The following is a 23,110-nucleotide window of genomic DNA, read 5'->3' as shown; positions in this document are numbered from 1 at the left end:
TATGTACACCCCCTACCGCTTACTATTCCCCAAAATAAAAAATCCCCTTGCTCCCAAGAGAATTTTTTAATCTGCTTCTTCATTCTATTAATGTCCAACATGCCCAGCATGCCCTGCCGCCCCTGCTGTTCCGGCAGTACTTCCTGCACTTCCCGCTCCACTATACCATATTTGTTGTTGCTGTTGTTGAGGGTGACCATGATGTTGGTGGTGACCATGATGTTGGTGGTGACCATGATGTTGTGTTTGATATAACACAGCCTGTGGATGAATGTGATGGTGTCCATGATGATGTACTTGTTGCTGGTGATGGCCGTGATGCTGATGATGACCATGATGTTGATGATGGCCATGGTGTTGGTGATGACCATGGTGTTGGTGATGGCCGTGATGTTGGTGGTGACCGTGATGTTGGTGATGTCCGTGATGTTGGTGGTGACCATGTATCATTTGCGGAAATGTACCTACTCCTCCTACTGCAATAGGAGCGATACCACCAAACCCTTGTTGTGGGCCAACCGGTACAGCAGGGCCAGTTTGTGCTCCGCCTACAAATGTTGGAAATGTCATTGGTGCCCCTCCCATGGCAGAAGGAAATGTCGTTGGCATACCTACTGGCCCCCCTCCATGTGCTCCGCCTACAAACGTTGGCATTCCTGTTTGCGATCCAGCAACTGATGTAGGAGATCCTCCCGGTGTTCCGCCCATCCACGGCTGCATTCCACCATACCCTTGCTCTTGTATTTGTGCGTGGCCGCCTCCTTCACCCATCATAAAACCGTGCGGTGCGTTATTATCCATCCCTTTCATTTCTTTCACCTCTTCTTCTCAATTTCGCCTACCTTTTTTATCATATTTCATATAAAGAAATAGGTGTTTGTCTATATGGGAATTCCGCTCTTCCTTCAGCTATCTCTAAAAAAAGAGCAGCCCTCAAAAGGACTGCTCTTTCGTATTAGTTTGCAACGATATTAACAAGTTTTCCAGGAACTACAATTACTTTACGAACTGTTTTTCCTTCGATTTGTTCTTTAATTGCCTCAAGTGCAAGTTGTTCCATTTCTTCTTTTGATGCGTCTTTTTTCATTGTTAGTTTTGCGCGAACTTTACCCATAACTTGAACAACGATTTCAACTTCATCTTCTACAAGTTTAGACTCATCAAATGTTGGCCAGCTTGCATATGTGATTGTTTCAGTGGATCCAAGTTTGCTCCATAGTTCTTCCCCGATGTGAGGTGCAACTGGTGCAATCATTTTTACGAAACCTTCTACATATTCTTTCGGAAGCGTTTCAGCTTTGTATGCATCGTTGATGAATACCATCATTTGAGAAATCGCTGTGTTGAAGCGAAGCTCTGCATAGTCTTCTGTTACTTTCTTCACTGTTTGGTGGTAAGCTTTTTCAAGATCTTTGTTTGGTGCATCAGTAATTTTCTCACTTAATTCACCGTTATCTTGAACGAATAGGCGCCATACGCGGTCTAGGAAACGACGAGCTCCGTCAAGACCATTTTCAGACCAAGCAATTGAAGCATCTAATGGTCCCATGAACATTTCGTAAAGACGAAGTGTATCTGCACCATGACTTGCTACGATATCATCAGGGTTTACAACGTTACCTTTTGATTTACTCATTTTCTCGTTGTTTTCACCTAAGATCATACCTTGGTTGAATAATTGTTGGAACGGCTCTTTCGTTGGAACTACACCGATATCATATAATACTTTATGCCAGAAACGAGCGTATAGCAAGTGAAGTACAGCGTGCTCCGCTCCGCCGATATAAATATCAACTGGAAGCCATTGCTTTACTTTTTCAGGATCTACAAGTGCTTCACTGTTGTTTGGATCGATGTAGCGTAGGTAGTACCAACAGCTACCAGCCCACTGTGGCATTGTATTTGTTTCACGACGACCTTTTTTACCAGTTTCAGGATCAACAACATTTACCCACTCTTCAATGTTAGCTAGTGGTGATTCACCTGTACCTGACGGACGGATGTTTTCTGTTTTCGGAAGAACTAATGGTAATTCCTCTTCTTTCACAGCTGTCATTGTGCCATCTTCCCAGTGGATTACTGGAATTGGCTCACCCCAGTAACGTTGACGACTAAATAACCAGTCACGTAGACGGTACGTTACTTTTTGATTTCCTGCGCTCGTCACTTCAAGCCATTCAATCATTTTTGCGATTGCTTCTTCTTTATTTAAACCATCAAGGAATGCTGAGTTTACGTGTGCACCATCACCTGTGTACACTTCTTTCGTAATGTCTCCGCCTTTTACAACTTCCTTCATTGGAAGATTGAATACTGATGCGAATTCATAGTCGCGCTCATCATGAGCTGGAACTGCCATTACAGCACCTGTTCCGTAAGTTGCAAGAACATAGTCAGCGATCCAGATTGGTAATTTCTCACCGTTCACTGGGTTTACTGCGTAAGCACCAGTGAATACACCAGTTTTCTCTTTCGCAAGTTCTGTACGCTCTAGGTCACTCTTCATTTTTACAGCATTAATGTAAGCTTCTACCGCTTCTTTTTGTTCCGCTGTTGTAATTTCTGCAACAAGTGCATGTTCCGGAGCAAGTACACAGTATGTTGCACCAAATAGTGTATCAGGGCGCGTTGTGAAAACTGTGAATTTCTCATCTGTACCATCGATATTGAAGTGTACTTCTGCACCTTCAGAACGACCGATCCAGTTACGTTGCATGTCTTTTAAGCTTTCTGGCCAATCTAGATCTTCTAGATCTTCTAATAGACGGTCTCCATAAGCAGTGATTTTTAACATCCATTGTCTCATCGGACGACGCTCAACTGGATGTCCACCGCGCTCACTCTTACCATCGATTACTTCTTCATTTGCAAGTACTGTACCAAGCGCTGGGCACCAGTTTACAGGTACTTCATCAACGTAAGCTAAGCCTTTTTCAAATAGCTGAAGGAAAATCCATTGTGTCCACTTGTAGTAGTTTGGATCTGTTGTATTTACTTCACGATCCCAATCATAAGAGAAACCTAATGATTTAATTTGGTTACGGAACGTGTTAATGTTTTTCTCTGTGAATTCAGCTGGGCTATTTCCCGTATCAAGTGCATATTGCTCTGCTGGAAGACCGAATGCATCCCACCCCATTGGATGAAGAACATTATATCCTTGCATACGTTTCATACGAGATAAAATATCCGTTGCTGTATATCCTTCTGGATGTCCTACGTGAAGGCCAGCACCTGATGGATATGGGAACATATCTAGTGCATAAAATTTTGGTTTTTCTGTCTCATCTGGCGTGCGGAATGTTTTATTTTCTTCCCAGTACGCTTGCCACTTCTTCTCAATTTCTTGATGATTAAAGCTCATGAGATATCCTCCATTCAAGTTATATTTATTTTCACCGCCTAAAATACAAAAAACCTCTCATCCCTAGAAAGGGACGAGAGGTTATAGATTCCCGCGGTACCACCCTAAATTAATGTAATAAAAGATGTTCGAAACGTCCGGTAAAGGTCGTTAAAGAAGCATCAATCTATACATTCGCTTAGATCCGTAACGTGGATAAACGGCAATTGCTACTTTCGTTCACAACTGCAACTCAAAGGCGAGTTCATAACGAAACGTGGATTGACTTGCACCAACCGTCAACTCTCTAAACCAGCTTCTATTACTACTACTCCTTCTCACTGTTATTAAACGTATGAGTTAATTTAAATATATTCTAAAACATGTTACATGTTCCGTCAAACTAAACTGCAATTTTTTCTTCTGCTGTTTCTTCAACCTTGACTCTCTTATCATACATACTCGTTGCGATAAGCGCTACTACAAGCATTACCATGATCGCGATAAACAATACTTCCATATTGTATAAGTCAACAATCGCTCCACCAACGACCGGTCCAAACATTTTTCCAACAGTCGCTGCACTATTTACAACACCTTGATAAAAACCGAGCTTATCATTTGGTGCTAAGATGTTTGCAATCGTCGGAACTGCTGGCCATACGAATAATTCACCAATTGTTAATGTCACCATTGCGACAAGGAACATCGTGAATTGCTGCGCTTGACTAAGTACAATAAATGACACGGCAAAAATACCGATTCCGATCATAATTTGCTGTTTTAAAGAACGCTTCATTGCGCGGATAATCATACTTACTAATGGCTGCGCACAAACAATCATTGCTCCGTTTATTGTCCATAGTAAACTATAATGACGCAGGCTAATATTTAATTCCTGCATATGCGTTGCAATCGCACCTTGCCATTGTACGTATGTAACCCAACATAAAGCATATGCTACACATACGATAAGAAGCGCCTTGAATCCCGGTGTAAGTGACCAACCTTTTTCCTTTTTAACCGCTGTTTGTACACTTGTTTCTTTCTTGTCTTCCATACCACGGAATCCAATAAAAGCAATTAAGAAGAAAATAAAGTATAAAATAAAGTTCGCTAAGAAAATATAATCAAAGCGGTAAGAAGCAACTAAACCACCGCACGCTGTCCCAATAGCGATTCCGACGTTTTGACCAACGTACATCGCATTAAACGCTCTTCTTCCGCCCTCTGGCCAAACCGTACCAACCATCGCGTACATCGATGGAAAGACCATTCCAGAACCGAAGCCAATTAATGCAAGCCACACAACATAAAGTGGCCAACCATGGAAGAATACAAGACCTAAAATTGATACGAGTGTAATGACAATCCCAACTAAAATTGACTTATATCCGCCCCACTTATCAAATAAAACACCCCCGAGTAAATTCCCAATTACCCCTGTTAACGAGTTAATCATCAACACCATTCCGGCCACAGATAAAGACTTCCCTAAATGATCATGTAAATAAATGGTGTTAAAAGGCCATAAAAAAGAAGCACCCGTGACGTTAATAATCATCCCAGCTACTAATAGCCATACTTTCCTTGGCATAGCTTCCCCTCCTATTCTGTTGTTTTTCGTTCTTATATATAACAGTAAAATTGTAGTCGTTTTTATATAGGAAGGCAACTAATTAATAGTTGGTGAAATTCTGATAATACAACTTTCTCTACAATGACAATTATGAAACAGTACCCCCTCTTAATCGTGTATACTAATTATAAAATTATCCTTCCTCATCTCACTTCTTACAAAAATAAGGTGGTGAAATAAATGGAATTTACTTTCGTTCAACTTCTATTTTGGCCTTGTATGATTGCTTCTATTGTTTTGTCTCTCCTTGGAATATATTTAAAAAAATCATCTCTTTTATTCGTCTCTGCAGCATTAATCGTCCCACTCTCGATATACTTAATAGACTTATTTTCAATAGGATCCCTATTGCTCCCATTGCTTTATGTATGTGCAGCACAAGCGATAAACAAGAAAAAAACTTGGTTAGCTACCTTATTTTCAATTCCGGTTTATACCATTATTGGCTGGGTTGGATACCTCGTACTTACTCAATAATATATGAAATAATAGTGCCTAGGGAAAAATCCGCCTCTAAATAGAAGGCGGATTTATTTTATAAAATATTCTTTTTATAATACTGATATAACTCATCTATATTAGAGCTAGATAATATGTCTACTGCGTTCTGAATTTCTTTCTCTTTCCAGTCCCACCATTTCATTTCTAGTAGGCGTGCAATGTCTGATTCTGTAAATCTTTTCTTGATGAATTTGGCAGGATTGCCGCCGATTAACGTATAGGGCTCAACATCTTTCGTGACAACCGATCTAGAGGCAATTATTGCACCATCACCAATTTTTACACCAGGCATAATCATCGCTTCTGTTCCAATCCATACATCGTTTCCGATAATTGTGTCACCTTTTGGTTTATAGGATTCAACAATCTTTTCTTGAAACGGATATACTGTAATCCAATTCGGATTATGATTGTGATTCCCACCCATCATAAATACGACTCCACTTGCAAAACAGCAATATTTCCCAATTTTTATTCTATCAACAATCCATCCGTAATCCTCCATTGGATTATACATTTCTTGAGATTGTTCATCTCCCCAAATATAGCGAACACAAATATCTTCAAACTCTCCACCTGCGTAATAACCAGCGTAATAAGAATGTTCTCCACCTCGATAAGGGGGTTTTTCACTCTATCTTTAAGAAATTGCATTTCTGTCCAGTGTTTAAATGGGTTTGTTTTCATTATAAATAGACCTCTTTCCTAAATGATGTTTTATATATGAAAAACATTTAGGAAAACAGTCAGACAGCTACATTTTTAAATTTTTTTAACCTTTTACACATTGAGATCTTCCTCCCGATAAGAAATTCTACCCTACATGATTTCTTATTGCAATTCACATTATACATTCTGAATATAAAAATACCGAGCACCCTATGCTCGGTATTTTCTAATTCTTAGTCCTCTTTCGGAAGAACAATTCCTTTATACAATTGAACTGTAATGAAGTAATAAATTGCGTAAATGACTACGAAAATAACAATTGGAAGCCAAATACGGAAGTACGGATCAATTAAGATAAATCCGAAAATATTCATACCAACTAATACGTGAACGATACCCACAATCGCTGGGAATAAGAACACTAAGAATAACTCTTTATAAATTGATTTTGTTAATAATTCACGGCGCACACCGATTTTACGAAGCATTTGGTAACGTGTAATATCTTTCGATGCACCAGATAGAATTTTAAACATTAAACAACTTGCCATCATCGCTAAAAACGCAATCCCTAGGAAGAAGCCCATGAATACTGTTCCGCTGGCAACAGTGTAGAATCCAGTATACAGTGCATGTTTACTTTGTAAACCTTCTTCTTTTACATTTTTATATTTATCTAGTTGCAACTCATCAAGTTTTTTCCATTCTTGTTTATATGTTAAGAAATTATCTACTTTTCCAAGTAGTGAAACGCCCTCTTTACCTTGCAGGCTATCATACATCATTTTATCAACAATTTTGATTGTATGGTCAGGGTGCACATAGAACGGTTCGATTGTACGGAATACTCCAAACCATGCTTCTGGAATTTCTTTCGCATCTGGATTGTTATTTGTATTTGAAACCGCACCTACCGGTAATTCTTCAGATACTGGTTTATATTTCATCACATCTTTTATTCCTTTAATATCTTGGCCTTCTTTTATATCCATGACTAGAGGACGATTTTTCTCTAAATCCTCTTTTAAGTAATAAACAAACTTATCATCTGTTTTATAACGATATTCATTTTTCTCTTTAAATGTAATACCGTCTAGTATTTTCTTTTCTTCAGCAGTTGGATTATGAATCGCTACATCGTAAACCGAAAATCCATCTACCATCAACATAACATTGTTTTTAAAAGCCATCCCACCAGAGATTGCTCCAGTTCCAAGCGCAACTAGCATCGCTACTGTCGCTAGTACTTTTGTTAAACTATTAATGCGGAAATTTAATTGTGCAAATGTAAAAGCATTAAGTCCTTTTTCACTGCGCTTTTTATTACTCTTTAGCTTTTTAATGATAAACGGCAGTGCCGCTCCAAATAACATGTAAGTTCCTGCTGTTGTTGTAATTAAGGCGATGATAATTCCCATCTCTCTTAATTTGCCCATATTAACCATAGAAGCATAACCAATACCTAGTAAAATAATCGCAAGAAACGCTACAACAACTGTCATTTTTCCTTTTACTACAACGCGTTCTGTTTGTGCATCTGCATGTACAAGTTGCAACACAGAAATACGTGATAATTTAATACTGTTCATAATAGCAGACAATACAAATAACACAAAGAAGAAAATGCAAGTCACTGTCATCGATGGAACATAAAATGGTTTATAACCGCTTCCTGCAAATTCTAACTGCTTCATTAACAATTGACCTATTCCTTGCGAAAGCCCTACACCAACCGCAATTCCAATTACTAAAGATGCTACTCCAATAATGATTGTTTCCATAAACATAAGCAAAGTAATCTTATGTTTCTTTGCTCCTAACATCATATACATACCGAACTCTTTTTGACGAAGCGATAATAAGAAAGAGTTCGCATATAAAATATAGAAAAATGTAATAATTGCTAGTAAGAACGAACCAGCTTGGAAGACAAATGTGATTGATTTAATAGCAGAATTAGATTCTAAAAATGCTTTATTCAATGCTAACGTTTGAAACATATAAAAAATTGAAATAGACATCACAAGACCAACAAGTAAAACGATATAATCTTTCAGCTTACTTTTTAGTCCTGACATCGAAAGCTTAAATAACATGCTTGAACCTCCTTTCTTACGCTTTTTGTGTACCTAGGTCTGCAAGTACATCTAAAATTTCTTTATAGAATGCTTCACGTGTACCACCGCGGTGAATTTCTTTATATAACTCGCCGTCTTGAATGAATAAAATACGCTGACAGTAACTTGCACTAAACGGATCGTGCGTTACCATCATGATTGATACACCTTGTTCTTCATTTAAGTTTGTCATCGCATCTAAAAGGCTTGTTGCATTTTTAGAATCAAGCGCTCCTGTTGGCTCGTCTCCTAAAATAATTGCTGGTTCATGCACAAGTGCACGTGCAGCTGCTGAACGTTGTTTTTGTCCACCAGATACTTCAGATGGATATTTTTGAAGGATTGCTAAAATTCCTAACATTTCCGCTACCTTTTCTACTTTTGGACCAATCTTACGAGATGGAACACCTTGAAGAGAAAGTGGCAACGCAATATTTTCATAAATTGATAGGTTTTCAAGTAAGTTAAAGTCTTGGAAAATAAAACCTAATTTTTGAGAACGGAAATCAGAAAGCTCGCCTTGTTTCATCTTCGTAATATCCACACCGGCAATTTCAACAACGCCGCCCGTTGCTTTATCTAACGTTGAAATGACATTTAGTAATGTTGTTTTACCAGAACCAGATGGTCCCATAATTCCAACAAACTCACCCTCTTGAATCGAAAATGATACACCTTTTAATGCATGTGATTGGCTTTCGCCTTTTTTACCGTACACTTTTTGGACGTTTTTTACGTCTACAACTGGTTTGTTCATATATATCCTCCTACACTTGTTTTTCCTTTTCTTATTTTGCGCCTTTCGGAAGATATCTGCTATTGGTTAACATTACATTTACCTTACATTTTTGTAAGACAACAAATAAAACCAGGTCATACTGCGACCTGGTTTACTCAGATTGTTTTGATTTTTGCGGTTGTCCCTTTTTACGATTACGCTGCTTCGCTTGTACAATTGGATCGAGTTCATTAGAAAACTCTGCGTTGTGCCCATTTTGTGTTTTTTGCTCTGGGTTGTTTTGATCTGAACGCTTTGCCACTTTCATTCACTCCTTATTAGTGCGGTGTAATAATCATTTGATGCTGCAATTGACGAACTGCCATACGGGCACGATTTAATTGTTCACGCTGTTCATCATTTGCGTGCTCTTGCATAACTTGTAAATCGTTATACGCTTGTTCTAATTGTAACTGTGCATCAGAATACTCCATTGTATTGTAATGTTCTTGTCTACTCCCGATATCTAATTGCTCTTTTGCATACTCAATTGCTTGCTCTGCTTGCGTAATATATGCTTCAAGTGATTGACGCTCTGCCATTATATAGCCTCCTTGCCTTTAATTCTCCTTTAGTGTGTCCCTTCCATATCGACCTTATGAGTATGTTATAATGGATTTTGTTTTTACATGTACGCTCTTAGATTTAGGAGGAATATAGGCATGAAGGTTCAAAACCCTTTTCCATATACAAATGACAATAAACGTTACCATACGTGGAATTATCACTTACGAAAAGAATTTGGCGAAAAAATCTTTAAAGTTTCATTAGATGCTGGCTTTGACTGTCCAAACCGTGATGGCACAGTTGCATACGGAGGATGTACGTTTTGCAGTGCTGCTGGATCTGGTGACTTTGCTGGTGATCGCCGTGATGATGTTATAACGCAATATCATGAAATGAAAGAAAAAATGCACACAAAATGGAAGGGTGGAAAGTGTATCGCTTATTTCCAAGCTTACACAAATACACACGCTCCATTAGAAGTATTAAAAGAAAAATTCGAACCACTTTTAGCAGAAAAAGATGTAGTTGGCCTTTCCATCGCAACTCGTCCTGATTGCTTACCTGACGATGTTGTTGAATACTTGGCTGATTTAAATAAACGCACGTATCTTTGGGTGGAACTTGGATTACAAACAGTTCATGAACGCACAGCAAACCTTATTAACCGTGCTCATGACTATCCATCCTATGTAGAGGGTGTAAACAAACTTCGTAAACACGGCATTAGAGTATGTTCTCATATTATTAACGGTCTTCCTCTTGAAGATTATGACATGATGATGGAAACAGCACGTGAAGTCGCTAAACTTGATGTACAAGGCATTAAAATTCACTTGCTTCATTTATTAAAAGGAACGCCAATGGTGAAGCAATATGAAAAAGGGCAATTAGAATTCCTTTCTCTTGAAGATTACGTAAGTCTCGTTGTTGACCAACTTGAAATCATCCCTGCAGAAATGATTGTGCACCGCATCACAGGTGACGGACCACCCGAATTAATGATTGGTCCAATGTGGAGCTTAAACAAATGGGAAGTATTAAATTCCATCGATGCGGAATTTGTCCGCCGCGGAAGTTGGCAAGGGAAATATGCACATGAGGTGAAACCAGTATGAAATTAGAACGTGTCCTGCCGTTTGCACGCACGCTTTTGCAAACGGCTGTTACAGAAGGCGACTACGCTGTAGACGCAACGCTCGGAAATGGTCATGATACTTGCTTTTTAGCAGAGATTGTTGGAGAAAATGGGAAAGTATTTGGATTTGATATTCAAAAAGAAGCAATTGAAAATTCAACTGTTCGCCTAAAAGAAAAAGGGGTAGAGGAACGAACTGTCCTGGTTCATGATAGCCATGATACGTTATTAGATGTCTTGCCTGAAGAAGCAACAGGAAAGGTAACAGGAGCCATTTTCAACTTAGGTTATCTTCCTGGCGGTGATAAACATATCGTTACAAAACCAAACTCAACGATCGCTGCCATCGAACAATTATTAGAAGTTATGGCACCAGAAGGAATCATCGTCCTTGTTATTTATCACGGACATCCAGAGGGACAAGTAGAACGCGATGCTGTTCTAAAATTTGCTGAAGAACTCGATCAAAAGCGAGCTCACGTCCTTCGTTACGGATTCATCAATCAACAAAACAATCCGCCATTTATCGTGGCGATTGAGAAACGCTAAATATATCGAACATCACTCCAATTATATCGGCGATTCGACAAAATCCGCTATAAAACAGACGTGCACATGTTGCACGTCTGTTTTTATTGTTACGTCTCAATATATACCATACTATATGGACACTCATTAATTGCACTATACCTTCTTCTCATTCGAAAAAAACGTTTTTAAAGAAGGAATATAGAATCAAAATCATGAATTTTAAAATTTAGATATTGAAATTTCTTTAAAAGGAGAATGAACAATGATCGGAATACTAGCAGGAATGGGGCCGAAATCAACAGGTCCATTCGTTGATACAGTCGTTGAGCAATGCCAAAAAATATACGGTGCAAAACATGATATGAACTTCCCTCATATGATGATTTATTCTTGTCCAACACCTTTTTATATCGATAGACCGATTGATCATAAGGCGATGGAACAAGCAATTATAACTGGTGCCCAAAAACTTGAAAGTACGGGTGTCGATTTTATTGCCATGCCATGTAATACCGCCCATCTATATTTTGATCAGTTACAAAATTCAGTGTCAGTTCCTGTTTTAAATATGGTAGATGAAACACTCAAAGAAATACCAAATCATATAAAAAGAGTAGCTCTCTTAGCAACTGATGCAACTATTCAATCTGGTATATATCAAGATGGGATTGCAAAACGTGATATGGATTATATACATAAAAATAGCTGGCAAACGACTATCACCCAAATTATTTCTAACATAAAAACAGGAAACATCAATAAAGCAAACGAATTATGGTATACACTTTGCACAGAATTATCTGAAGCAGTGGATGCCGTTATCGTAGCGTGCACAGATTTAAATGTCTTATCGAATACAGCACCATATAATTATTACTTAGTTGATTCATCCACTTGTCTTGCGCAAGCTGTTGTAAGCACATATTTATCCTTTCAAAAAGGATAAGGAGAATTTCATGAAGATGCCTTTTGAAATGGACTATGCATTCGATTACAAAAAGGAGATCAAGCGCTTATTCAATTTACGGAACTGTATATAAAATATTGTCCTTCTCTTTTATAAAATCAATCAAAAAAGACGTGCGACATACGCACGTCTTTTCTCATTCTCAAACTCCCAATACACCATTAGATATCTTTCTTACAACAGTGTTCAATACTTTTGAACAAAAAGATAATGCTGTAATCGCAATGATGATGAAAGCTACTGTTCTTAACCATTCAAATGTAATATAGCTTACGGCCCAATTCCCGCCATAATATATGAAAAGAAAGGCGATGAAAATTGCCACAACATAAGAAAGAGTAACCCCTAATAATTGTGTAACCGTTAATTTTTTATATGTTGCTTTCATTTCTTTTCTATATTTCCATGACACGTATACCAACAGTACTATAGAAAGAATTGAAAATATATTCCCCATACTTTCGCCTCCAAACTAACTTATTTTCTTCTTTTTATCACCGAGTAAAAAGAAAACATCTCCAATAATAATAATCCCTATAACAGCTTGCGCTATATAATCCATTATAGTTGGGCCACCCGCTCTATTTATCATCATATATATTCCCAGCAGGAATGACGCAGAAAGACATACTAGCAATGTAATTTCGATATGTTCATACAGTTTTTTTAAAAAATGTTTCATTGTTACCACTCCTTTATATGTATTTTACCATAAATTCCATATATAGGTTAGACGACTCATATGATATCCCCAAAGCAAATGGCTGCTTGTGGGGATATATTTTATACTGCAACCTGTTCTTCTAAATTTCGAACAAATATACTAGGGTCTGCATGTTGAATATGCTTTATCTTTATCCACTCCGTACCGTGCAAAATGGAAAGTTTCTTTCCAAACAAACTTTCTTTCACTTTTATAGTAGATATTTGATCAAATGCGAATTCTTCAAATAATGTATTTCCAGCGACATCAGGACCACAGAAAAAAAGCCTTTTATTTGTCAAAATCAGTACACCTGGCCGCATGACACTCCGATATAGGAACGTTTCTAAAGAACATTTCATGTACGATACAATATTTTCATCCTCATATAACTTCCCTTTTGCTTGTTCTAACATATTTTCCATACTACCACCGCCCTTTGAAATGACTATATTTCAATTATCCTAAAATTGGAATATAAAGTCAAAATACAATAGACGAAGTTTCCCAAACAAAATCAATCAAAAAAGACGTGCATCACATACACGTCTTTTCCTATTTCCATCACTGCGCTGTTTTCTTTCTATACATCTTCCCGTTCCAATAGAAGAAGCGTGAAGTGAAGCCTCCGTATTTCACAATGCGCCGTGCCATTTGCTGCATATTCTTTTGCTCTGATACCTTTTGATCAGATAAATAAATTCCAAGGAGCCCGCGGCTAATTAGGCGATGAAACTTCGCATGTGGTAAGTCACCGATATTCTTTTCTGCCTCTTCCACAAAGTGCTTTATTCGCTCTAATATGACTTGTTCATTTTCATAATAACTACAGAAATTTAAGTCCCCACCGACGCGATCTTCCTCTTGATCAATGAAATAATCAAGTAAAATATGAAGCCCTTGTACATATGGGAAATAACCTTGCTTAATCTTTGCAATATCTTCATCATGTAGTTCATCATGAAACGCATACGCAACAAGACAAAAAATTCCAAGTGTTGATCCGGCACATGCGGAAAATTCAAACCAACTCATTGGTGGTACATTTTCTTTATGAGCCTCAAACCATGTTTGCAAGCGCGGTTCTCGCTCTTCTAATTTCACATGCTTATGAATTTGCAAATCACAATAATAACAAGCAAGTTCATGAAGAATGGGGGCAATTTTATCATAATGCTTTGTTTTTCTTAGCACATCTTGGCATGTTTCAACAAGCTCATCTAAATAACCGCCATCATCTTGATCATCACGGTAACGATAGTAATTCGCGCCTTCACTTTCAGGTGTTAATGCAGTCAACATTGATTCATGTAGTGCAGCAAAATCATTCGGATCAAGCGATGTACTCCGATCACATAAGTTATCCAAGTAATCACTAATCGTCTGATACGCCACAATAAAACGAATACACTCCTCACGGTGTTCATTTGCGAGCAGCGCTAAAATCCCTCCGCCTTCACAATGAAACGTTTTATGTTCAATACTTGCAATTGCCTGATTATGAAGTTCATCATTCGGAATATGGTAGGCACGCTCTTTCCACATCGCTAGCTCATGGTGTACTACCGGAAACACATCACGGTATACTTTCGCCATGAGCGTTATGGGATTACTCGGTACGTTCACTTCTTCCTTCATCTCCTCTATTAAATGTCTAAATCATAATTTATTTGTTTCTATTATGTTATTTACATGTATTTCAGTAAATGCTTTGATATAGCTAAAAATTTCATCTCGCTCATATTCGTTTAATAGCTCATGGTAGCAATTCGGCCATTCTTTGTAGGCCTTATCACTAACCTTTAAGTTATCAAACCATTTACGGACACGTGTTTTATCTACAAGTTTATCCTCACACGCCTGCATTAGCAAGAGCGGAACGTCCGGAAATTCATCTATTTTGTCATGAGCGATTTGGATAGATTTTATCAATTCACTATACCAACGAACAGATACCTTACGCAAGAACAACGAATCATTTTCCATTGCATCACGAATTTCTTTATTCCTCGTTGACATTTCTACTGTAAGGTTTGTGGAAAATTGAAGTTTTGGCGTAAAGATATTTAACAACTTTGAAACAGCTCGAAGCGGAGCAGCAGGTGCAGCTAAAACACCTAGGCACGGTGAGCTTAATATAATTCCGTCTATATCTTCTCTCTTCGTTTCTTCCATCATTCGAATCACAATAAGTCCGCCCATACTGTGCCCAAATAAAAAAATAGGGAGCCGATATTTCCTTGCTTCTTTCACCCATAATTTTATTTCTTCTATGTATTCATCAAATGAGTCAATATGTCCTCTATTTCTTGAAGTTGTTCCATGAGCCGGAAGGTCCCCCATAACAACATGATACCCGAAATGAGTCCACATTTCTGCTAGCGCCTCATAACGTCCGTGATATTCCATCGCACCGTGCACAATTACGATTACCGCTTTTGCCTCTTCCGCTTCATAATTCCACATACGAAACTCCTCCATTTCGCTCTTTCCTGTAATTTGATACACTAAACTTAGTTTCTAGGAAAGGAAGGCTTTACATGATATATCCTTATAAAGATAAAAATCCGAAAATTGCGAGTAGTGCTTTTATCGCTGACTACGTTACGATTACAGGTGATGTTACTATTGGTGAAGAATCAAGCATTTGGTTTAATACTGTGATTCGCGGTGATGTTTCTCCAACAATCATCGGGAATCGAGTAAATGTACAAGATCAATGTACGCTTCACCAAAGTCCACAGTATCCGCTTATTTTAGAAGACGATGTTACAGTTGGACATCAAGTGATTTTACATAGCTGTACTTTAAAAAAAGATGCTTTAATCGGGATGGGGTCCATTATTTTAGATGGTGCTGAAATTGGTGAAGGTGCATTCATTGGTGCCGGTAGCTTAGTTTCACAAGGAAAGAAAATCCCTCCTAATACACTCGCTTTCGGTCGTCCGGCAAAGGTTATTCGAGAACTAACTGATGAAGATCGAAAAGATATGGAACGTATTCGTACACAATATGTTGAAAAAGGACAGTACTATAAGTCCTTGCAAAAATAATTCTACATAAATCCAAATTAAACCATTCTTTTCAGATGGGCAAGAGCATCCGGCCATGCATAGAAGCGGTCAGTGCCTTTTTTAGCCCCATGCCATGTGAAAACAGAAGGAGAAAATGAGTGCAAGTCTCTTACTGTTCTTCATAGCCTCAATATTATATGTGAAAAAATCAAATTGGATTTATATACTTGCTGCCACCACACTGGCAGCTTTTTTCGTTAAAACTCTAACATTTTCTTTACAAAACCTTATTATCCCCTCAATAAAATCTTATTAAAATAGAAGATAGCAGCTGAATATATATGTAAATGAGGAGGAGAGGTTTGATGAAGGTCAGCTCCTTATATAAAATAGAATGTTACATTTTCAAAGGAATTAACCGCTACTTCGATCAAAAAACATTAAATATCTTTTTCCGCACCATTACACATATCGGTGGTGCAATCTTTTCCATCTCGCTTGTCGTCTGTTTTCTTATCTTTTCGAAGGGGCTTTTACACACTGCCGCAATTGCAGCAGCGATTTCATTAGCACTGAGTCATATTCCTGTACAAATATTAAAAAGATGGTACCCACGTAAACGGCCCTATTTAACAATAGAAAATGCAAAATTCCCATTACATCCATTACAAGATCATTCATTTCCATCCGGTCATACAACAGCTGTTTTCTCTGTTTTCGTTCCCTTTATTTGCTATGATCCAAACTTAATATTTGTTTTACTCCCACTAGCACTATGCGTTGGACTTTCGCGTATTTATCTCGGACTTCATTATCCATCAGATGTATTTGTAGGTATGTGCCTCGGCACATGTTCTGGCATCATCTCTTTTTATCAATTTATTCCACTTTTCACGTAAAGGGGAGATTAGATGAAAATCGCCATATTTACTGATACATTTACACCGCAAGTAAACGGCGTAGCCAAAACATTAGATCGTTTAACCTGCTATTTTCAAAAACAAAATATTGCCTATTCCGTATTTGCACCGCAGCATACAGTAGAAGATGATTTCGTAGCCAACGTGAATAAACTAAGAAGTATCCCGCTAAAAATATTATATCCAGAGTGTCGATTCGCTTTTCCCACTCCTCGCATTAAGCGGGAACTGCTTAACTTTAAGCCTGATCTTATTCATGTTGCTACTCCTTTTAACATGGGACTTTGCGGTATGTATTACGCGAAAAAATTAAACATTCCTCTTGTCGGTTCCTATCACACTGACTTTGACGCCTACTTGCACTATTATAAAATCGAATTTTTCTCCAATATGTTATGGAATTATTTAAAGTGGTTCCATAGCCATATGCAAAAAAACTTTGTCCCTTCTCTTGAAACATTGCAGCAGTTAACAAAAAAAGGATTTCAAAATTTATATATTTGGGGAAGAGGAGTAGATTGTTCACTCTTCCATCCTGCTTACAATAAAGACCTATTCCGAAAAAAATATAATATTACTGCTCCATTCATTCTTTCCTACGTCGGACGCCTTGCTCCTGAAAAAGATATGGAAACACTCCGTACACTGATTCAAACAACACTGAAAGAACGAACAAATGATATTCATTGGCTTATTGCTGGAGACGGTCCTCTTGCTAAGGAATTACGTGAAACCGTACCAGAAAATGTTACGTTTACAGGATATTTACAAGACGAAAACTTAGCGGAAGCTTATGCCTGCTCCGATCTGATGGTCTTTCCATCAGCCACCGAAACATTTGGCAATGTCGTCCTTGAATCGCTTGCATGCGGTACACCCGTAATTGGCGCAAATGCTGGTGGTGTAAAAAACATTATTTCAGATAAAAAAACAGGATTTCTTTGTGAACCGAAAAACACGGACTCATTTTTGTCATCTATTTATGAATTATTAAATAATGAAGAAATGCGAAAACAAATGAGCATAGCTACTAGAACCTATGCTACTACACAAAGCTGGGATGAAATTTTCAGTGATTTACTCATGCATTATGATGATGTGATTCAAAGTCGAAAAGCAGAAATGCTAGCTTAAACTCAGCTTATGTATCATCAATTTACAAGTGAAACTTCTATATATTATACAAAATATAGGAAAAGAGGTCATACGTCGTAGTATGACCTCTCTTTATCTTGCGCTTTTATTTAGTGTTTAAGTTGTTATATAGATAAATTATCTTTCTTTCCCTTTTGTCTGAGCTGCATCAAACGTCCAATTCAATTTCAATGTATCTCCTTGGAATACATTTTGATCTTCTCCATTATCTTCAAATATGAATTTCACATAGAAAGTGTCATCCTTGCCTGGAGCAAGTCCGTTTCCTTCCCAGTTTACGATACCTTTTTGTACAAGATCAGGAAAGCTCCCATCAACAGTCGCTTGTTTCAATTCAGACAAAGTAGTTTCCCATACAGGAACTGTGTTTTTGTCTATGTTCCATAAAAACTCCACTTTAACATGATCACCGAAATCAGCATTTCCATTATCACCTTTTGCATCTGTTACAGTGTAATCTGTAAGAAGATGGACGTCCTTAATTTTTAAAGTACCGTTGTTGATCAAATGGAATTCGCGTTCTATTTGATCGCCTGGTTTGATTTTGTCAACATCGATGATAACTTGTGGATCCATGCTCAAATCTAACGTGCCAGCTGCAAACGTATTTTCTGATACTTCTTTATCACTGAAGTACGCAAACGTTCCGCCTCCAATTAAAGATAAACCAAGAACTGCAGATGCAACACCCATACCAAGTTTTTTCTTAAGACTCATTTTAATAATCCCCCTATTTTTATAATATTTAAAAGCTAATAAGTTTATATGAGATAAAACCAAATCAAATATTGAGATCTGTTAGATTTACCTCTAAGATAGAGTTCTTAATAAAGAACTTTTCGTTTTATTCAAGAGCGACTATCAATATTTGCAGAAGATGAAATTTTCCCCTCTTTTATCAACAGCCACTCCTAGATCACCCTATTTTTATTTCTTCGGTTCTAGACCGATCTGACGTAAGAAATCTGCCAAGCCTTTTTTACCGATTTTTTCCTTCGGCTTAACCGCCTCTGGAACACCAACTTCTTTTTGTAAGAAGTTTTTCTCAACGAACCGGACATCTGTCTCGTCTACGACACCATCTTGATTGATGTCTTGCGGCAAGATAGATGCATCTTTCTTACCGTATACATCGACTACGCTTTGCATATCGCGAATATCAATCAATCTATCACCATTCACGTCCCCTGCAAGACCTTTCAAGGAGGCAAATCTAAAATTTTGTCCACGCTGTTCACCATTCACAGAATATCCAGGAATAAACTTCTTCATTGCTTTTAGATGCCCTGGAACCTCGGCAACAACTGTGAATACTTCATCAGAAACCGGGATACCGTCGATACGGTACTCTCCTCTTTCATTCATGGTTCCCTTATATTTTTTACCGCTTGGAGACAGCGCATATACTTTTGCACCGATTTTTGTATAATCTCCTGGTTTCAAATAACCACCTTCTGTCAAAAAGGCTTCCGGTCCAATATAGCCTGTCACACTCGAATGCTTCGTAATAATGTTTAAATTTTCCGTGTTGTAAAAAGGAATGGCAGTAGCTGCTGTTTGTCCGGCTTTCATATAAGATGCCTTCTTTACATCCATAAAGATATCGCCAAAATACCATTCATCATGTACTGCTTTGAACGTGACATCAAGGAAAGGCAGATCCCCGTCCATACCGCTGAATGCATTCCCTGTCATAGATGCACCAACTTTCACCGTACTAAAGTAATCTCCTTCCGTAACCACAGGCTCTTGCAGCGATATCTCCAAGCCATTTTCCTTCGCGTACTCGTTTGCCGCATTGTTCAGTTTTACATTCTCAAACTTGAACAGCTCTTTCATGAACTCGACCTGGAATTCTCCAGATACAAGCTGCTTTACATTATTCAGGCTTAGTGTCATTGTTACAGTATCACCGACTTTTACGTCTTCCTTATCGTAACTAGAAGTCGTATACTCTGTACCTTCTTTCATGAAGATATAGTTTTGTCTACCAACTGCTGTTGCCATATCAAACGTAGCCAACTTCAAATTTAAAGGTTTTGTTGCAATATCGCTTTCCTCAATACCGAATTTCACATCTCCGTTTGCTTGTATCGGGAAGAATCCAGTTATGAATCCAGAGTTTGCATAGTAAGCCATTTTGTTGGATGATTGATCATAGTTTAAGCCTTTTGATTGCAATACATCTACTGTGGAATCTTTCGCTGTTCCATGCAGCCATACCGCTTTTTGTCCATCCTCTACTGTAAACATGGAGTCATTGACCTCGATTACACCCGGTTTTTTATCGATGCTCACTTCAGGTGCTGTATTATCTACGATCATCGGGTTGCCTACCACATATGATTTTCCTTCCTTATCATGCCCGATCATTTCAATTGTATAGTCTCCTTCTGGAAGTTTCACAGGGACGTCTCCGATTGGCTTGGCAGGATTATTTGTAAATGGATAGACATAGCTATTGAACATTGTGCCAAGATACTCTCTATCTGTTATCAGATTGCTGCCATCTATCGTTCCTGTCAATCCTACGGCTTTCCCCGATTTGCTATCCTTAACAACTATATCGATTGTTTTCATTGGACTGTTCAACTTCAAGAATCCCCAGATGAATGGATCCAAGTACTGCCAGAAAGGTGTATTATTTGTCACTGATGGTCGATGCGTTTTCACATAGGCAAATCCCTTTTCCGTCACCATGACAGCGAACGGAATTTGATACGTTTCGGCCGGATTGTTCGCATTCGTTACATGAATATATCCTTCATATCTGCCTGCCGCTGCGCTAGCAGGAATCGTAATTTTCGGCTGCATCTCCTGTGATTGTCCGCTTGCTACTGTAAGAGATGCAGGTACCTCAACTTGTACACCATTCTTCACTGCATCTTGAATACCTGTACGTTCGCCGTGATACTCTACTTCCACTTTAAAGGATTTTTCTTCCTTACTATGGTTTTGAACACCCACTTTTTTGCTCACTTCAATTGGTTTATCACCTTGCTTATAATGTCTGCCAAATACGATAGAGCCCGTTTGTTCATCAATTTCGACAACATTTCCGTTCTCTACATTTTCTGTTTTGTCTAATACTTTAATAGATGTGTCTGTGTGAACAGCTTGATACGCATCGATGCGCCCTGCACCCGCTTCGTATACGGAATAGTCCCCGTTCAAATCATCCGATGTATTCATAAGAGCTGCTTTTACATCGAAAGGAGTGTATTCTGGATGCTCCTGCAAAATCAATGCTGCTGCTCCTGCCACGTGAGGACTCGCCATCGACGTACCAGACAAACGTACGTAGGCATTGCTGTAATTTACGCCATCCTGCGGATCATTGATGTATTCCGGTGCAGTAGAGAAAACTGACACACCAGGAGCAACTACATCCGGCTTAATATCATAATTTCCGTTTACCGGTCCACGTGAGCTGAAATCAGCTAAGTGATCGCCTTCCGTTTTTGTATTGCTCAGCGTTTCAAATTGGAAAGATGCTTCGCCTAGCGCCTTTAATCGTTCACCATCTGCTTTTGACAGGCGGAAGGATGGAATATATCCCACACCCTCACCTAAGTAGGCAGGTATTTGTCCGTCGACATTGTTATACACGATAACAGCTTTCGCTCCGGCTTTTTTTGCATTTTTGATTTTTTCATCAAACGTAAGTTCCCCGCGCTGAATTAATGCAATTTTTCCGCCCAAATCTTTCCCCGCAAAATCAGCTTCTTTCCCAAGTCCCGCAAATACAATTGGGAAGGATTGTCCTTGTAAACCTTCTAACTTATCAGGAAAATCTTTGCCTAATAGCTGCATATTTTCAAATTTTTCATTGGATGCACTCCCGCTGAATGTAGGGATAGACATGGAAGCATCACTTGCCCCTACTGAAATACCAAGAGCTGCCGTTCCTGGGGAACCGAGAGTTTTTTCGTTTGGTCCAGCGTTACCCGCGGCAACAACTGTCACCACCCCTGAAAGCATAGCGTTATTTGTTGCGACAGAAGTAGCATATAACGGATCATTAGTCTGCGCACCTAGCGACATATTGATGACGTCCATACCATCTTCAATCGCTTTATCGATTCCAGCAAGGATTCCTTCTGTATATCCTCCGCCCCAAGGTCCCAACACTCTGTAAGCATATAAATCTACTTCAGGTGCCACACCTTTCACAGCATAATCCGCATTGTTTTTCTTTTGAGCTGCAATCGTTCCTGCCACATGTGTACCATGATTTGTGTAATACACATAGCCGGGCTCTTCTGGCTTACCAGCTTTTATCCAATCTTCGTACGTTGTTTCCATCGGATCTGCATCGTTATCTACAAAATCATATCCACCTTTATAAGCATCTTTTAAGTCAGGATGGTTATAGTCAACACCTGTATCAAGAACGCCGACTTTAATTCCTTTACCCATAATGTTTTCTGCATGAAGCTTGTCCACACCAATTTGCGGGATGCTGTCCGCCATTTTTGGCTGGATTTCTTTTTGTTTTTCTACCGGAGGTTCCACTTTTACCTCATAATCTTTATAGACACGTTTTACGACTCCAGATTGTAGTAAATCTTGCACTGCCACACCAGGTAAAGTCATGGCTACGCCGTTGATCGCATTTTTATATTCGTGCGTGATTTTTACTTTTTGCGTATCGTACGTGCCGGCATCTTTTTTCGATTTCAAAGATTCGACGTGTTGTTTGAACACTTTATGTTCCTCATCCACTTTTGCGCTGGCAGCAGAAGAAGATATTTTCTTTCCTTTCGCCGCTTGTTTCATCACTTCAATTTTCGCTGGTGCCTGATTGAATTCCACGATAACTTTGACTAATTCAGGACTATTAGAATCAATATCAGGAGAAATTGTAAAGTTAGGATTTATATCTAATTGCTCTAAAGCCTTTCTTTGATCTGCCGACAGGTTCGTCAAGACTTTCTCTACATTATCAACTGGATTCAATTTAACCGGACTTTCTGCCAATACGTTATACGGAATACCCTGTGACAATAGCATGCCTACAGCTAACGTTCCTATAAGAAGCTTCCCTTTTTTTCTTCTCTTCATAGCGCATCCTCTTTTCTTCATATAATTGTTTTACAAACAATCCGTGAAACTAGTAAACTAAGATGCC

Annotated in this window: 21 protein-coding genes, 1 pseudogene and 1 other annotated feature; of the genes and pseudogenes, 7 read left to right on the top strand and 15 right to left on the bottom strand. The window is 38.5% G+C overall.

The window, feature by feature from the left end; genetic code table 11:
• Positions 1 to 87: 87 nt before the first annotated feature.
• The 3 genes from CN373_RS13720 to CN373_RS13710 form a co-directional block, all read right to left on the bottom strand.
• Entirely contained in the window at positions 88 to 810 is a 723-nt protein-coding gene (locus tag CN373_RS13720; protein WP_098359535.1) for a hypothetical protein, read from the bottom strand.
• Between the two features lie 145 nt (positions 811 to 955).
• On the bottom strand, positions 956 to 3,364 hold the full coding sequence (leuS, locus tag CN373_RS13715) for a leucine--tRNA ligase (RefSeq protein ID WP_000009445.1): 2,409 nt from the start codon (positions 3,362 to 3,364) through the stop codon (positions 956 to 958).
• Between the two features lie 66 nt (positions 3,365 to 3,430).
• Positions 3,431 to 3,694, bottom strand: a binding site (T-box leader).
• Between the two features lie 52 nt (positions 3,695 to 3,746).
• The gene (locus CN373_RS13710) at positions 3,747 to 4,940 is read right to left on the bottom strand and encodes an MDR family MFS transporter (RefSeq protein ID WP_098359534.1); all 1,194 of its coding nucleotides are present in this window, start codon (positions 4,938 to 4,940) and stop codon (positions 3,747 to 3,749) included.
• A gap of 222 nt (positions 4,941 to 5,162) precedes the next feature.
• Between CN373_RS13710 and CN373_RS13705 the strand changes: the two genes are divergently transcribed.
• Positions 5,163 to 5,459: a hypothetical protein gene (locus CN373_RS13705; RefSeq protein ID WP_000397232.1), complete on the top strand. Its 297-nt coding sequence runs from the start codon at positions 5,163 to 5,165 to the stop codon at positions 5,457 to 5,459.
• A 58-nt stretch (positions 5,460 to 5,517) separates the two neighbouring features.
• Here the strand turns inward: CN373_RS13705 and CN373_RS13700 are convergent.
• The 5 genes and pseudogenes from CN373_RS13700 to CN373_RS13680 form a co-directional block, all read right to left on the bottom strand.
• Positions 5,518 to 6,170, bottom strand: a pseudogene (locus tag CN373_RS13700) (CatB-related O-acetyltransferase).
• Between the two features lie 215 nt (positions 6,171 to 6,385).
• A complete protein-coding gene (locus CN373_RS13695; RefSeq protein ID WP_098359533.1) occupies positions 6,386 to 8,248 on the bottom strand; it encodes an FtsX-like permease family protein in 1,863 nt (620 codons plus the stop codon).
• Positions 8,249 to 8,264: 16 nt separating this feature from the next.
• A complete protein-coding gene (locus CN373_RS13690; protein ID WP_098359532.1) occupies positions 8,265 to 9,026 on the bottom strand; it encodes an ABC transporter ATP-binding protein in 762 nt (253 codons plus the stop codon).
• Positions 9,027 to 9,159: 133 nt separating this feature from the next.
• Positions 9,160 to 9,309, bottom strand: coding sequence for a glycogen biosynthesis protein GlgD (locus CN373_RS13685; protein ID WP_098359531.1), 150 nt, complete (start codon positions 9,307 to 9,309; stop codon positions 9,160 to 9,162).
• A gap of 16 nt (positions 9,310 to 9,325) precedes the next feature.
• Positions 9,326 to 9,589 (bottom strand): YtzC family protein, encoded by a 264-nt coding sequence (locus CN373_RS13680; RefSeq protein ID WP_098359530.1) that lies wholly within the window; start codon positions 9,587 to 9,589, stop codon positions 9,326 to 9,328.
• A gap of 120 nt (positions 9,590 to 9,709) precedes the next feature.
• On the opposite strand from CN373_RS13680, the gene CN373_RS13675 reads away from it, so the two are divergent.
• From CN373_RS13675 to CN373_RS13665, 3 genes are all read left to right on the top strand, one after another.
• The gene (locus CN373_RS13675; RefSeq protein ID WP_098359529.1) at positions 9,710 to 10,669 is read left to right on the top strand and encodes a TIGR01212 family radical SAM protein; all 960 of its coding nucleotides are present in this window, start codon (positions 9,710 to 9,712) and stop codon (positions 10,667 to 10,669) included.
• Positions 10,666 to 11,238 carry a class I SAM-dependent methyltransferase gene (locus CN373_RS13670; protein WP_000764502.1) on the top strand — a complete coding sequence of 191 codons (573 nt, stop codon included), beginning with the start codon at positions 10,666 to 10,668 and terminating at the stop codon, positions 11,236 to 11,238. Before CN373_RS13675 ends, CN373_RS13670 begins: the two co-directional genes overlap by 4 nt.
• Positions 11,239 to 11,482: 244 nt before the next feature.
• Positions 11,483 to 12,166 carry an aspartate/glutamate racemase family protein gene (locus CN373_RS13665; RefSeq protein WP_000579357.1) on the top strand — a complete coding sequence of 228 codons (684 nt, stop codon included), beginning with the start codon at positions 11,483 to 11,485 and terminating at the stop codon, positions 12,164 to 12,166.
• A gap of 163 nt (positions 12,167 to 12,329) precedes the next feature.
• Here the strand turns inward: CN373_RS13665 and CN373_RS13660 are convergent, their stop codons facing one another.
• From CN373_RS13660 to CN373_RS13640, 5 genes are all read right to left on the bottom strand, one after another.
• A complete protein-coding gene (locus CN373_RS13660) occupies positions 12,330 to 12,644 on the bottom strand; it encodes a hypothetical protein (protein ID WP_098359528.1) in 315 nt (104 codons plus the stop codon).
• A 15-nt stretch (positions 12,645 to 12,659) separates the two neighbouring features.
• Entirely contained in the window at positions 12,660 to 12,869 is a 210-nt protein-coding gene (locus CN373_RS13655) for a hypothetical protein (RefSeq protein ID WP_098359527.1), read from the bottom strand.
• A 101-nt stretch (positions 12,870 to 12,970) separates the two neighbouring features.
• A complete protein-coding gene (locus tag CN373_RS13650; RefSeq protein WP_098359526.1) occupies positions 12,971 to 13,315 on the bottom strand; it encodes a PH domain-containing protein in 345 nt (114 codons plus the stop codon).
• A gap of 139 nt (positions 13,316 to 13,454) precedes the next feature.
• Positions 13,455 to 14,516 carry a tetraprenyl-beta-curcumene synthase family protein gene (locus tag CN373_RS13645; RefSeq protein WP_001102451.1) on the bottom strand — a complete coding sequence of 354 codons (1,062 nt, stop codon included), beginning with the start codon at positions 14,514 to 14,516 and terminating at the stop codon, positions 13,455 to 13,457.
• A 33-nt stretch (positions 14,517 to 14,549) separates the two neighbouring features.
• Positions 14,550 to 15,356: an alpha/beta hydrolase gene (locus tag CN373_RS13640; protein ID WP_000267409.1), complete on the bottom strand. Its 807-nt coding sequence runs from the start codon at positions 15,354 to 15,356 to the stop codon at positions 14,550 to 14,552.
• A 74-nt stretch (positions 15,357 to 15,430) separates the two neighbouring features.
• On the opposite strand from CN373_RS13640, the gene CN373_RS13635 reads away from it, so the two are divergent.
• From CN373_RS13635 to CN373_RS13625, 3 genes are all read left to right on the top strand, one after another.
• A complete protein-coding gene (locus CN373_RS13635; RefSeq protein WP_000640183.1) occupies positions 15,431 to 15,943 on the top strand; it encodes a gamma carbonic anhydrase in 513 nt (170 codons plus the stop codon).
• Positions 15,944 to 16,269: 326 nt separating this feature from the next.
• Positions 16,270 to 16,803 carry a phosphatase PAP2 family protein gene (locus tag CN373_RS13630; protein WP_000868840.1) on the top strand — a complete coding sequence of 178 codons (534 nt, stop codon included), beginning with the start codon at positions 16,270 to 16,272 and terminating at the stop codon, positions 16,801 to 16,803.
• A 12-nt stretch (positions 16,804 to 16,815) separates the two neighbouring features.
• Positions 16,816 to 17,958 carry a glycosyltransferase family 4 protein gene (locus CN373_RS13625; RefSeq protein WP_098359525.1) on the top strand — a complete coding sequence of 381 codons (1,143 nt, stop codon included), beginning with the start codon at positions 16,816 to 16,818 and terminating at the stop codon, positions 17,956 to 17,958.
• A gap of 138 nt (positions 17,959 to 18,096) precedes the next feature.
• Here the strand turns inward: CN373_RS13625 and CN373_RS13620 are convergent, their stop codons facing one another.
• Together CN373_RS13620 and CN373_RS13615 are read right to left on the bottom strand one after the other, a co-directional pair.
• Positions 18,097 to 18,696: a TasA family protein gene (locus tag CN373_RS13620; protein ID WP_098359524.1), complete on the bottom strand. Its 600-nt coding sequence runs from the start codon at positions 18,694 to 18,696 to the stop codon at positions 18,097 to 18,099.
• 210 nt (positions 18,697 to 18,906) lie between these two features.
• Positions 18,907 to 23,043, bottom strand: coding sequence for a S8 family serine peptidase (locus tag CN373_RS13615; RefSeq protein WP_098359523.1), 4,137 nt, complete (start codon positions 23,041 to 23,043; stop codon positions 18,907 to 18,909).
• Positions 23,044 to 23,110: the final 67 nt, after the last annotated feature.

It is taken from the genome of Bacillus cereus (genome assembly GCF_002561295.1).
Lineage (GTDB): Bacteria > Bacillota > Bacilli > Bacillales > Bacillaceae_G > Bacillus_A > Bacillus_A cereus_S.
The sequence above is the reverse complement of the archived record's forward strand: the minus strand, read 5'-3'. Positions and strand labels throughout refer to the sequence as shown.